General features: G+C 70.6%; 6 protein-coding genes. 2 read left to right on the top strand and 4 right to left on the bottom strand.

Annotation, left to right across the window (positions count from 1 at the left end; all coding sequences use genetic code 11):
* Positions 1-103 precede the first annotated feature (103 nt).
* Complete coding sequence (gene gltB, locus FOF48_RS32170) at positions 104-4,675, top strand: glutamate synthase large subunit (RefSeq protein WP_143908051.1); 4,572 nt, start codon at positions 104-106, stop codon at positions 4,673-4,675.
* Positions 4,676-4,678: 3 nt separating this feature from the next.
* Positions 4,679-6,139: a glutamate synthase subunit beta gene (locus tag FOF48_RS32165; protein ID WP_143908049.1), complete on the top strand. Its 1,461-nt coding sequence runs from the start codon at positions 4,679-4,681 to the stop codon at positions 6,137-6,139.
* 101 nt (positions 6,140-6,240) lie between these two features.
* Here FOF48_RS32165 and FOF48_RS32160 read toward each other — a convergent pair whose 3' ends face one another.
* From FOF48_RS32160 to FOF48_RS32145, 4 genes are all read right to left on the bottom strand, one after another.
* Positions 6,241-7,638, bottom strand: a complete 1,398-nt coding sequence (locus FOF48_RS32160) for an ammonium transporter (RefSeq protein WP_143908047.1) — start codon at positions 7,636-7,638, stop codon at positions 6,241-6,243.
* 313 nt (positions 7,639-7,951) lie between these two features.
* Entirely contained in the window at positions 7,952-8,368 is a 417-nt protein-coding gene (locus FOF48_RS32155) for a hypothetical protein (RefSeq protein ID WP_235685271.1), read from the bottom strand.
* A gap of 28 nt (positions 8,369-8,396) precedes the next feature.
* Entirely contained in the window at positions 8,397-9,071 is a 675-nt protein-coding gene (locus tag FOF48_RS32150) for a hypothetical protein (RefSeq protein WP_143908043.1), read from the bottom strand.
* 72 nt (positions 9,072-9,143) lie between these two features.
* Complete coding sequence (locus tag FOF48_RS32145; protein ID WP_143908041.1) at positions 9,144-13,487, bottom strand: DEAD/DEAH box helicase; 4,344 nt, start codon at positions 13,485-13,487, stop codon at positions 9,144-9,146.
* Positions 13,488-13,557: the final 70 nt, after the last annotated feature.

Here is a 13,557-nt window from a genome sequence, read left to right as displayed (position 1 = left end):
CAAACCCCTGATGCCCCCTGTCTTTACGGAGTGCGACACGCCGCGTTAGCCTGGAAGCTCCACAGCTTGGCTTCCCGCGTCACGCGGGAAAGGGGTCCAGACGATGCCGTTCACCCGCCCTCCGCGCTACGGGTTGTACGAGCCGGAGACCGAGCACGACGCCTGCGGCGTGGGGTTCGTGGCCCACCTGAGGGGGCAGCGTTCGCGGGGCATCGTGGAGGACGCGCTGGAGCTGCTCAACCGGCTCAGCCACCGCGCCGCCGCGGGGCGAGACCCGGAGACGGGTGACGGCGCCGGCATCCTGGTGCAGTTGCCGCACCGCTTCTTCAACCACGAAGCGCCCCGGCTGGGGTTCGAACTGCCGCCGCGCCGCCAGTACGGCGTGGCGCAGGTGTTCCTGCCGCCGGAGCCCGAGGCGCGCCGCGCGTGCGAGGCGTTGTTCGAGGACGTGGTGGAGGAGGAGGGCCAGCGGCTGCTCGGCTGGCGCGACGTGCCGGTGGCGCCGGAGGAGCTGGGGCCGCTCGCGCGGGAGGCGGCGCCGGTCATCCGGCAGCTCTTCATCGCGCGCCGGCGCGTGGTGCCCAGCGCCTTCGAGCGCAAGCTCTACCGGATCCGCAAGCTGGTGGAGAACCGCGTGCAGGCGCGCGGCGTGGACCCCCAGGGGCGCTTCCACGTGGCCAGCTGTTCGTCGGAGACGCTCATCTACAAGGGGCTGCTGCTGCCCCGGCAGCTGCCGCGCTTCTACGCGGACCTGCGGCACCCGGAGTTCGTCAGCGCGCTGGCGCTGGTGCACTCGCGCTTCTCCACCAACACGTTCCCCACGTGGGAGCTGGCGCAGCCGTTCCGCTTCATCGCGCACAACGGCGAAATCAATACACTGCGTGGCAACCGCAACTGGATGACGGCGCGGCGCGGGCTGCTGCAGACGGCGAAGCTGGGCGGGAGCCTGGAGCCGCTGTGGCCCATCATCGTCCCGGGCAAGAGCGACTCCGCGCAGTTCGACAACATGGTGGAGCTGCTCTACCTGGGCGGGCGCACCCTGCCCCACGCGATGATGATGATGATCCCCGAGGCGTGGGAGGGGAACAAGGAGATGGGCGACGAGCGCCGCGCCTTCTACGAGTACTCCGCGTCCCTGCTGGAGCCGTGGGACGGCCCCGCCGCCATCGCGTTCACGGACGGGCAGCTGATTGGCGCGACGCTGGACCGCAACGGCCTGCGCCCCGCGCGCTACCTGGTGACGGAGGATGACCGCATCATCCTGGCGTCGGAGACGGGCGTCATCGACGTGCCCTCGTCGCAGGTGCGCCGCAAGGGGCGGCTGACGCCGGGCCGCATGCTGCTGGTGGACACCACCGAGGGGCGCATCCTGGAGGACGAGGAGGTGAAGCGCGAAATCACCTCGCGCTGGCCCTACCGCCGGTGGCTCCAGCGCAACGTCTTCACCTTCGAGGACCTGCCCGCCGTCCCCGCGCCCGCGCGCGTGAAGGGCGAAGCGCTGTGGCGGCTCCAGCGCGCGTTCGGCTACACGGACGAGGACGTGCGCACGACGCTCGTGCCCATGGCGGAGACGGGCAAGGAGCCCACGGGCTCCATGGGCACGGACACGCCGCTGGCGGTGCTGAGCGACCAGGCCCCCACCCTCTTCAACTACTTCCACCAGCTCTTCGCGCAGGTGACCAACCCGCCCATCGACCCGCTGCGCGAAGCGCTGGTGATGACGCTGGCCACGGCGCTGGGCCCGGAGGGCAACACCTTCGAGGAGACGCCCGAGCAGTGCCACCGGCTGTCCCTGCCCGGCCCCATCCTCACCAACGGGCAGTTGGCGCGGCTGGCGAACCTGCGCGGCGACACCGGCCTGTTCGAGCCGCGCACGCTGAGCCTCGTGTACCCGCATGCGGGCGGCGCGGCCACGGCGCTGGAGGTCGCGGTGGAGCGGCTGTGCATGGCGGCGGTGGACGCGGTGGACGCGGGCGCGAGCATCCTGGTGCTGAGCGACCGGGGCGTGGACGCGGCGCACGCGGCCATCCCGGCGCTGCTGGCCGTGTCCGCGGTGCACCAGCGGCTGGTGCGCGACGGCACGCGCATGTACACGGGCCTGGTGCTGGAGACGGCGGAGGCGCGAGAGGTGCACCACTTCGCGTGCCTGTTCGCCTACGGCGTGTCCGCGGTGAACCCGTACCTGGCGCTGGACACGCTGCGCGCGCTGGCGGACGCGGGCGAGCTGAAGGCGGACGCGGACAAGGCGCAGGCCCAGTACCTCCACGGACTGGAGGAGGGCCTGCTCAAGGTGATGTCCAAGATGGGCATCAGCACGCTCCAGTCGTACCGGGGCTCGCAGCTGTTCGAGGCGGTGGGGCTCCAGCGCTCGCTCGTGGAGAAGCACTTCACCGGCACGCCGTCGCGCGTGGAGGGCGTGGGCCTTCCGGAGCTGGGGCGCGAGGTGTCCGAGCGGCACGCGCGCGGCTTCGGCGCCGCGGCGGATGGAGAGGAGGACCTGCTCCCGGTGGGCGGGCAGTTCCGCTGGCGCCGCCAGGGCGAGCGGCACAAGTGGAACCCGGCGACGGTGGCGAAGCTCCAGGCGGCGGTGCGCGCGGACGACGCGGCGCTGTTCCAGGAGTACTCGCGGCTGGCGGACGACGAGACGCGCGAGCACAGCAACCTGCGCGGCCTGTTGGACGTGGTGGCGGACGGGTGCACGCCGGTGCCGCTGGAGGAAGTGGAGCCCGCGATGGAGCTGGCGCGCCGCTTCGTCACGGGGGCCATGTCCTTCGGCTCCATCAGCGCGGAGGCACACGAGACGCTGGCCATCGCGATGAACCGGCTGGGGGGCCGCTCCAACAGCGGCGAGGGCGGCGAGGAGTCGCGCCGGTACGCGAAGGAGCCGAACGGGGACTCGCGCCGCAGCGCCATCAAGCAGGTGGCGAGCGCGCGCTTCGGCGTCACCGCGGAGTACCTGGTCAACGCGGACGAGCTTCAAATCAAGATGGCCCAGGGCGCCAAGCCCGGCGAGGGCGGCCAGCTGCCGGGCCACAAGGTGGATGAGCGGATCGCCCGCGTGCGCTGGAGCACCCCGGGCGTGACGCTCATCTCCCCGCCGCCGCACCACGACATCTACTCCATCGAGGACCTGGCGCAGCTCATCTACGACCTCCAGTCCGTGAACGCGAAGGCGCGCGTGAGCGTGAAGCTGGTGAGCGAGGTGGGCGTGGGCACCATCGCCGCGGGCGTCGCCAAGGCGGGCGCGGGCTGCGTGGTGGTGGCGGGCTACGAGGGCGGCACGGGCGCCTCTCCCCTCTCCAGCCTCCAGCACGCGGGCCTGCCGTGGGAGCTGGGGCTGGCGGAGACGCAGCAGGTGCTGGTGCACAACGGCCTGCGCTCGCGCATCCGCGTGCAGGTGGACGGCGGCCTGCGCACCGCGCGCGACGTGCTGGTGGCGGCGCTGCTGGGCGCGGAGGAGTTCGGGCTCGCCACCGCGAGCCTGGTGTCCGTGGGCTGCATCATGCTGCGCAAGTGCCACCTCAACACCTGCTCGGCGGGCATCGCCACGCAGGACCCGGCGCTGCGCGAGCGCTACCAGGGCACGCCGGAGAACGTGGTGAGCTTCTTCCTGCTGCTGGCGGAGGACCTGCGCCGGCAGATGGCGAGGCTGGGCGCGCGCCGGCTGGATGAGCTGGTGGGCCGGGTGGACCTGCTGCGCCAGCGCGCGGCGGTGGACCACTGGAAGGCGCGCAAGGTGGACCTGTCCGCGCTGCTCACCGCGCCGGCCGCGCCGGCCACCGAGCCGCGCCACTGTCAGGCGCCGCACCGCAAGGACGTGGCGGACCACCTGGACCACGAGCTGCTCGCGAAGGCGCAGTCCGTGCTCGCGGGGGGGCCGCCGCTGCTGCTCACGCTGCCGGTGGCGAACACGCACCGCGCGGTGGGCGCGATGCTGTCCGGCGAGATTGCCCGCCGCCACGGCGCGCAGGGGCTGCCGGACGGGAAGCTGCGGGTGAAGCTGAAGGGCTCCGCGGGCCAGAGCTTCGGCGCGTTCCTCGCGGCGGGCGTGACCCTGGAGCTGGAGGGCGACACCAACGACTACCTGGGCAAGGGCCTGTCCGGGGGACGCGTCATCGTCTATCCGCCGGAGGGCAGCCGCTTCACCTCCGAGGAGAACGTGCTCGTGGGCAACACGGTGCTCTACGGCGCGACGGCTGGCGAGGTGTACCTGCGGGGCCTCGCGGGCGAGCGCTTCGCGGTGCGCAACAGCGGCGCGCAGGCGGTGGTGGAGGGCGTGGGCGACCACGGGTGCGAGTACATGACGGGCGGCGTGGTGGTGGTGCTGGGCCAGACGGGCCGCAACTTCGCGGCCGGCATGAGCGGCGGCACCGCGTACGTGCTGGACCGGGAGCGCACCTTCCGCGAGCGCTGCAACCTGGAGATGGTGGAGCTGGAGTCGCTGGTGGACGAGTCGGAGATCTGGCTCGTGCACGGGATGATTGAACGCCACCTGCACCACACGGGCAGCGCGCTGGCGCGGCGGGTGCTGGACAACTGGGAGCTGATGGTGCCGCAGTTCATGAAGGTGATGCCCACTGATTACAAGCGCGTGCTCCAGGCGCGGCGCGCGGCGCGCAGGCCGCCTCCGACCGCGGGCGTCCAGCAGCTCCACATCGTCGGCGGGGGGAGCTGAGCCATGGGCAAGCCCACGGGTTTCGTCGAGTGGCCGCGCGTCCCCGCACCCAAGCGGGACAAGGCGGAGCGCCTGGAGGACTGGCGCGAGCTGCACCTGCCGCTGGCGCCAGAGGAAGCGAAGCGGCAGGCGGGGCGCTGCATGGACTGTGGCGTCCCCTTCTGTCACCAGGGCTGTCCCCTGGGGAACCTCATCCCGGACTTCAACGACGCGGTGTACCGGGGCCAGTGGAAGGAGGCGTACCAGGTGCTCAGCCGCACCAACTCCTTCCCGGAGTTCACCGGACGGCTGTGCCCCGCGCCGTGCGAGGCCGCGTGCGTGCTGGCCATCGACCGGGACGCGGTGACCATCGAGCAGCTGGAGAAGGAGATTTCAGAGCGCGCCTTCGCGGAGGGGTGGGTGAAGGCCCGGCCTCCGGCGCGGCGCACGGGCAAGCGCGTGGCCGTGGTGGGCTCCGGGCCCGCGGGGCTCGCGGCGGCGGCGCAGCTCAACGCGGCCGGGCACGCCGTGACGGTGTACGAGAAGGACGCCCGAGTGGGGGGCCTGCTGCGCTACGGCATCCCGGACTTCAAGCTGGAGAAGTCGGTGCTGGACCGGAGGATCGCGCTGATGGAGGCGGAGGGCATCGTCTTCCGCACGGGCGAGGACGTCGCCGTGACGCCGGGCTACCGCGCGCTGCGCGAGCAGTACGACGGCGTGGTGCTGGCCATGGGCGCCCGGAGGGCACGGGAGCTGGACGTGCCGGGCCGCGAGCTGTCCGGCGTGGTGCAGGCGATGGACTACCTGGAGCACCAGAACCGGGTCGTCACCGCGGGCGCGGCGACGGACGCGCGCCTGGACGCGAAGGGCAAGCGGATCATCATCCTGGGCGGCGGAGACACGGGCTCGGACTGCCTGGGCACGGCCCTGCGCCAGGGCGCCGCGAGCGTGATGCAGGTGGAGCTGCTGCCCGCGCCGCCGTCGGTGCGCGCGAAGGAGAACCCGTGGCCGCGCTGGCCGCTGGTGTTCCGCACGTCGTCCAGCCAGGAGGAGGGCGGCGAGCGGGCCTTCGCGCTGCTCACCAAGCGGCTGGAGGGCCAGGACGGCCAGCTGAAGCGGCTGCACGCGATCCAGGTGGAGGTGCTGCGCGAGCCGGGCGGCGTACCGAAGCTGGTGGAGGTGCCGGGGTCCGAGCAGGTGTTCGACGTGGACCTGCTGGTGTTGGCCATGGGCTTCACCGGGCCCCAGACAGAGCGCCTGGAGGAGGAGCTGGGCGTGGCGCTGTCACCGCGCGGCACGGTGCGCGTGGACGCGAAGTTCGCCACCTCCGCGCCGGGCGTCTACTGCGCGGGCGACGCGAGCCGGGGCGCGAGCCTCATCGTCTGGGCGCTCGCGGATGGCCGAGAGGCGGCGCGCGCACTGGACACGTGGCTGGCGGGCACCGCGTCCGCGCTGCCCACGCGCGGACAGGACTGCGCGTTCTGAAGGCGGCGCTCCTTCGGGGGCTTGAGGCCTGAAAGGAAGAAGGCTCCCCCGCCGTGAGGCGAGGGAGCCTTCTGTGTTTCAGCGATATTCGGACCGGCCGGCTACGCGGGCACGGGATCCGAAGGAGGGGCGTGCTCCGGCGTGGAGGCCGTCGGGGTGGACGGGGTCGCGGCGGGCGGCGGTGCGGACAGCGCCGCGGTGGGGACCTCGCCCACGGTCTCTCCGTGCTGGCTCAGGTCCAGGCCCTCCTCCTCCTGTTCGCGGGTGACGCGCAGCGGGACGATGCGGTCGACGAGCTTGTAGAGGAGGTACGAGCCCACGAAGGAGAAGACGGAGACGACGACCAGCGCCAGCAGGTGCATGAGGAAGGTGCGGGGGTTGCCGTGGATGAGGCCCACGTCCTTCGCCAGCACGCCGGTGAGGATCATCCCCACCATGCCGCCCAGGCCGTGGCACGGGAAGACGTCCAGCGTGTCATCCAGCGCGGTGCGGCTCTTGAAGTGTACGGCGGCGTTGCTGACGAAGCTGGCGACGAGGCCCACGAGGATGCTCTGCCCCACGGTGATGAAGCCCGCGGCGGGCGTGACGGCGACCAGTCCCACCACCGCGCCCACGCAGGCGCCCATGGCGCTGGGCTTGCGGCCGCGCAGCCAGTCGAAGGCGATCCACCCGAGCATCGCGGCGGCGGAGGCGGTGTTGGTGGTGGCGAAGGCGAGCGTGGCCAGCGACGAGGCGGACAGCGCGGAGCCGGCGTTGAAGCCGAACCAGCCGAACCACAGCATGCCCGTGCCCAGCATCACGAAGGGCACGTTGGCGGGCGCGTGCGTGGCGTGCGTCAGGTGCACCTGACGGCGGCCCAGGACGATGGCGCCCGCGAGCGCCGCGAGCCCCGCGGACATGTGCACCACGGTGCCTCCCGCGAAGTCGAGCACACCCCACTGCCGCAGGAAGCCATCCGGGTGCCACGTCCAGTGGGCCAGGGGCGCGTAGATGAAGAGGCTGAAGAGCACCATGAAGAGCAGGTACGCCTTGAAGCGCACGCGCTCCGCGAACGCGCCCGTGATGAGCGCCGGGGTGATGATGGCGAACTTGAGCTGGAAGAGCGCGAAGAGCAGCAGCGGCACCGTGGGCGCCAGGTCCGGGTGGGTCTCACCGCCCACGCCGCTGAACATGAAGAAGGTCCGCGGGTCACCAATGAGGCCGTGGAAGCTGTCGCCGAAGCACAGGCTGAAGCCGACGACGACCCACAGCAGGCTGATGACGGCCATCGCGATGAAGCTCTGCATCAGCGTGGAGACCACGTTCTTCAGCCGCACCATGCCGCCGTAGAAGAACGACAGGCCGGGCGTCATCAGCAGCACCAGCGCCGTGGCCGTGAGCAGCCACGCCGTGTCCGCCGCGTTGATGGGACCGCCCTGCTTCACCTGCGCCGCCGGGGCCACCACCAGTCCCGCCACCGCCACCGCCACCAGCAGGACCATCGCCATCCACTTCTGCATCGACGCACCTCTCCGAAGAGCTGACGCAATGCAGTATGGATCCGGCATGGACTATTTTCAATCTACATGGCTCTAATCCGAACGGATTAAGATTAAATCTTCGATAATTGAGCATATATCCTGGATCCTCTGGAGCAGCCCCCCAGGCAAGCCCCAGGTGGCTCCCTGGGGCTCATGCCGCCCCTAGACGGTCGGAGCATGGCCGCACCCTTCAGAGGTCTGGCGCAAGTGCAGGAGGGATCCAGCACCGGTCCGAAGACCGGCAGGCGCGGAACGAAGCTGTCCAACCGAACCCTCTTGCCCCCTGTACCCGCTATCTCCGGTCCAAGATCCTTCCCTGTCCGTCGATCGCGTAGACGGCGCCTCCATCCAGGATGGGCTCGCTCAGGCCGCAGCGTGACGTGTCCGGGGAGAACCACACAAAGAACAGATCGTTCCCAGCCTGGAGGACATGGGTGTCGAAGGTGCTCCTCCTGGAGAGACATTCCGCCATGCGCTTGTCGGGGTCCTGGGTCTTGAGTTCCGCTCCGGGCGGCAGGAATTCATTCATCGCCACTTCGAGCGCGGCCATCATGGGGCCACTCAAATGGGCTCCCTCCTTGAATGAATTCGGGAACACCACGGCGGCAGCTTCTTCAGGAGGAGCCCACGAGGCCTTCTTCGCCTTGTGATACCCGAGCAGCGAACACCCGGTCAGGGAAATGCAGAGCAACGCAGCAAGCGCGGCCATCCTCATCGCGCGATCTCCCATTGAACGACTACGGCAACCATGACTGCCCCTCGAACAGGTCGAAGCTGAAATCCCCTGCCGTCCCAGAGGCCTTCCCAATGGGGATCCACTTCCCACCTCTCAAGGCCGACACGACCTGGGAGGAATAGTTGTAATCATATGCAAGGCATCCTCCATTACGAGGCCCATAGAAGAGCAGCAACTCGTGCTCCCAGATACGCCCGGACTTGTCCACGAATCGAGCAGCGCCCCAGGGCGACCAATTCGGCTCGCGGTTCGCGCCCATGTCCTCTCGTGAGAACTCCCAGCTGTGCGGGTGCGGGTGCGCGGGTCCAAGAATAACGGGGTCACGGGTGTTGGCATCCTGGAGGGCCAACGGCACCTTGCAGAACTTTCTTCCGCCTACGCCATCACCGCTGACGTCCGAGAAGTAGCTGAGGAAGTATGCCCGCTGCTGCGGGGAGTAGTACCAGAGCGCGCAATACTCCTTGCCCTGACGGCCATGCAGGGTCGACGCACCCGGCATCTGAATCATTCGCTCACAGGCAACCTGCGCCAGTTCCTCTCGGGTCTCGAAAGGCCCTGCGAGGGGTCCATCGACCTCATACATTCCATTGGAGAGCTGACGCACCCGAATGTCCGGATGAGGCGCCGAGCACCCCAGCCCAACGAGGAACAGCATCCAGTACAGGTGCGTCTGCATTCGCGGCCCCGCCACACCAAGTGACCGCAGAATGTCTATCAAGCATCTCCTTTTCGATTCCAGAGCAGGGGTTCAGTTCACCTGCGCGAGCGCCGCGTCGACTTCCGCGTCCTCGTTCTCCGGTGCGTCCTCCACCGCGTCCACGCCCTGCGGAATCCCGTCCACGTAGGTGACGACGTTGTTCGGCAGCGCGGCCACTCGCGGCCCCGGTGTCACCACGCCCGTGAGGTTCAACGGATCCACTCCGGACAGCTGGACGCGCACCCCTGACGGAGGCGCGCGCCGCACCGCCCGCGCCATGTCCACGGCCTCCGGCAACGCGAACTGCTCCCCCACGAAGCCCGACACGAAGCGTCCCCCTCGCAGCTCACCTCGCGCCTCCATGCGCCGGTACACGAACAGCAGCTCCCGCCACGTCGGCGCCAACGACTCGCGCATCACCAGGTCGCGCCAGACGATGCCGTAGCGCTGGAGGAACAGCTTCGCCAGCGCCTCCGTGACCTCCTCCTGCGACTTCGGCTCCGACGGCGCCAGCAGGCTCCAGCGGCCCGGCCCTCCCCGGTTGAGCAGCTTCTGCCGCTTGCGGTGCGCCGGGCTCTGCAGGATGCGCAGGTTCTGCACCGCGTCCGCCGTCACCAGCCCCTTCGCCACCAACTCCCACAGCGCGTCCTCCACCTCCGCCGGCAACCGCCGCGCCCGCGACACCAGGTCCTGGAAGAAGCACGCGCCCCGCCGCTCCAACACCCCCACCACGTCCTTCGCCGCCGCGCTCAGGTCCGACGGCATCCACACACCCCCGTCCGCCAGCACCGTGTGCGGACGCGCCGCCGCCAACATCCACTCCAGGTCCTCCCGCACCGTGAACGTCAGCGGCGCGTTGCGCGTGGGCGACGCCCGCTTCGCCACGACCGGCTCCGGCGCCTCCACCGGTGCTCCCCGGCGCGGCCCCGGAGGCTTCGGCGGATCCTTCAGCGTCACCCGCCCCCACGCCACCTCGCCCGCGTAGCACGCGCGCTCCATCAGGTCCGGCGTGTACCCGCTCATGCGCGCGGGCAACAGGAAGCGCTCCCACGCGGAGGCTGGCGCCTCGTAGCCCTGCAGCAGCCGCACCGCCTTGAGCAGGCCCGTGGACCCTCGCAGCGCGTCCACGTCCTCCAAGTGGTGCCACCGGAACAGGAAGCGCATGAAGTCCTGCGGACTCAGCGGTTCAATCTCTCGGCGCAGCCGCCCCACCGTCAGCCGGTGGATGCGCTGGAGCAGCCGCCGGTCACACCACTCCAACACCGGGCCGCCGTCCGCGTCCCTCGGCACCGGGACGTCGTCCTGCGCGCGGAACTGGCCTCGGAGCACGCTGCCCTGACTCTCCAACGCGTGCAGCGCCACGTTGATGTCGTCCGGGTCCAACAACGTCAGCCGCGCGAGCTCCGTCACCGTCGTGGGCCCCACCATCTCCATCCGCCCACGCACCACCTGGAGCACCGCCGCCTCGCGCTCCACCGGCCGGTCATGCGCCAGCACCGGCAACACCGGCTGCGTCTCCACGTCCGGGAAGAGCACCCGCACCGCGTTGCCCCGCTCCGCCGACACCAGGAACCGCGCCCCCTGCCGCTCCAGCCACGCCACCCGGCCCTGCTCGAAAAGGCCCGTCTCCAGGCCCCGCGGCACCTCCGACGCCCGCACCAACACCAGCTGCAACAGCGCGTCGTGCAGCTCGTCCTCGTCGCGCATCGGCGGCGCCGCGTCCTCCACCACCTGCCGGATGGCGTTCGCGTCCAGCGCTCCGAACGCCGCCGCGTCCTCCGCCGGCATCGCGCGGCGCAAGGCCACGTTGCGCACGCGGCGCTCCTCGGCCGGCGCGTCGTCCAGGAAGGTGTACGGCTGGCTGTTGATGAGCGCGTGCGCGAAGACGCTCGGCTCCGGGACGTCCCGCGCGACCAGCTGGATGCTCCCGTCCCGCATGCGCCGGAGCACCTCCCGCAGGCCGTCGATGTCCATCGCCTCGCGCAGACAGTCGTCCATCGTCTGCTTCACCAGCGGGTGGTCCGGCAGCTCCACGTCCCCGCCGCCGTGGTTGTCCTGGCAGCCCACCTGCGCGGGGAACACCGCCGCCAGCAGGTCCTCGCTGCGCGCGCGCTGGAGGTTCGGCGCCACGCGCTTGCCCCCCATCATCCGGTGCAGCGTCAACGCCCGCGACGCCACCCACCGGAAGCGCGTGCCGAAGATGGGCGCCTGGAGGATGGCCTGCACCAGCACCTCCTCCACGTTGTCCGGGTGCAGGAAGTCGAAGATGTCCGCCAGCGGGAACGAGTGCTGCTCCCCCAGGCTCAGGAGGATGCCGTCCTCCGTGGCCGCCGCCTGCAACTCGAAGTCGAACGAGCGGCAGAACCGCTTGCGCAGCGCCATGCCCCACGCACGGTTGATGCGACTGCCAAACGGCGCGTGGATGATGAGCTGCATGCCGCCCGCTTCGTCGAAGAAGCGCTCGGCGACGATCTGCGTGTGGCTGGGCACCACGTCGCCCAGCATCTTCTTCCCCAACCGCAGGTAGCCCAACAGCGCGTCCACCGCCGGCGGCGGCACCCGGAGCAGCTTCTCCAGGAAGCCCGCGGGGTCGTCGTGGCGCAGCAGCTCCTCACGCAGGCGCCCCACCTGGAGGCTCAGCTCATCCGTGCGCCCCGGCGCCTCACCGCGCCAGAAGGGCACGTTGGGCGGAGCCCCCCTCGCGTCCTCCACCATCACCGTGCTGCCCATCACCCGCTGGATGCGCCACGCGGTGCTGCCCAACAGGAAGATGTCCCCGGGCGAGGACTCCACCGCGAAGTCCTCGTCCAGCGTCCCCACCACCTTGCCCTCCGGCTGCGCGGTGACGCTGAAGCTGAACGTGTCCGGAATGGCGCCGCCGTTGGTGAGCGCCGTGATGCGCACGCCCCGGCGCCCCTTGAGCCGCTGGTTCACCCGGTCGCGGTGCAGGTGGATGCTGCCGCGGCCCCGGCGCTCGGCCACGCCCTCCGACAGCATCTCCAGCACCTGCTGGTACTCCTCCCAGGTGAGGTCCTGGTACGGGTACGCGCGCTGGAAGATGCTGAAGAGGGCGCGCTCGTCCCACTCCTCGCACGCGCACGCGGCGACGATCTGCTGCGCCAGCACGTCCAGCGGCTTCTTCGGGATGCGGACCGCGTCCAGATCGCCTTCACGCACGGCGTTGAGGAGCGCGACGCACTCCACCAGCTCGTCGCGCGTCATCGCGAAGAGGATGCCCTTGGAGATGCCCGCCTTGTGGTGGCCCGCACGGCCCACGCGCTGGAGCAGCACGGAGATGGCCTTCGTCGTGCCCAGCTGCACCACCAGGTCCACGTTGCCCACGTCGATGCCCAGCTCCAGCGACGCGGTGGCCACCATCACGCGCAGCTGGCCCGCCTTCAGCCGCTCCTCGGCCGACAGGCGCATCTCTCGCGACATGCTGCCGTGGTGCGCGGCCACCCACTCCTGGCCCAGGCGCTCCCCCAGGTCGTGCGCCACGCGCTCCGACATCTTGCGCGTGTTGACGAAGATGAGCGTGGTGCGGTGCTCGCCGGAGAGCTGGATGAGGCGGTCATAGACCTGTCCCCACATCTCGTGGCTCGCGAGCGAGGACAGCTCCGCGTCCGGGATCTCCACCTTCAGGTCCCACGGGCGCTGGTGGCCCACCTCCACGCGCTTGCACTCCGTGAGCGACGCGCCCGTGAGGAAGCCCGCGATGGCGTCCAGCGGCTTCTGCGTCGCGGACAACCCCAGCAGCTGGGGCCGCACGTCGGTGAGGGCCTTCAGCCGCTCCATCGACAGGGTGAAGTGGCTGCCGCGCTTGTCGCGGGCGAGCGCGTGGATTTCGTCCACGATGACCGTGCGCACGTTGCGCAGGGTGGCCCGGGCGCGGTCCGCGGTGAGGTAGAGGTAGAGCGACTCCGGCGTGGTGATGAGGATGTGCGGCGGGCGGCGCACCATCTGCGCGCGCTCGCCCGCGGGCGTGTCCCCGGTGCGCACCTGCACGCGCAGCGGCTGGGGCGAGTAGCCCTCCTCGCGCGCCAGCGTCATCAGCTCCTCCAGCGGCTGGAGGAGGTTCTTCTGCACGTCGTTGCCCAGCGCCTTGAGCGGCGACACGTAGAGGACCTGCGTGTGGTCGGGCAGCGTGCCCTCGAGCGCCAGACGGAACAGCGAGTCCAGCGCGGCGAGGAACGCCGTGAGCGTCTTGCCGCTGCCCGTGGGCGCGGCGATGAGCACGTCGTGTCCTGCGTGGATGAGCGGCCAGCCCTCCACCTGCGGACGGGTGGGCTCACCCAGGCGCGAGGCGAACCAGCGCCGCACCACCGGGTGGAAGGCGGCGAGCGCCGGATGGGCCGCGAACTCGGACGCGAAGTCGAGGTGGATTTGAGGGGACATGGCGGGCTCCCAGAGGCCAGCCTGAACACAGGTACAGCGCGTCGTCAACGTACGCCCGGTGCCTCCCTCC

It is taken from the genome of Corallococcus sp. Z5C101001 (genome assembly GCF_007352635.1).
Lineage (GTDB): Bacteria > Myxococcota > Myxococcia > Myxococcales > Myxococcaceae > Corallococcus > Corallococcus silvisoli.
Note: the sequence above shows the minus strand (reverse complement) of the source record. Positions and strands in the feature narration are given on the sequence as shown.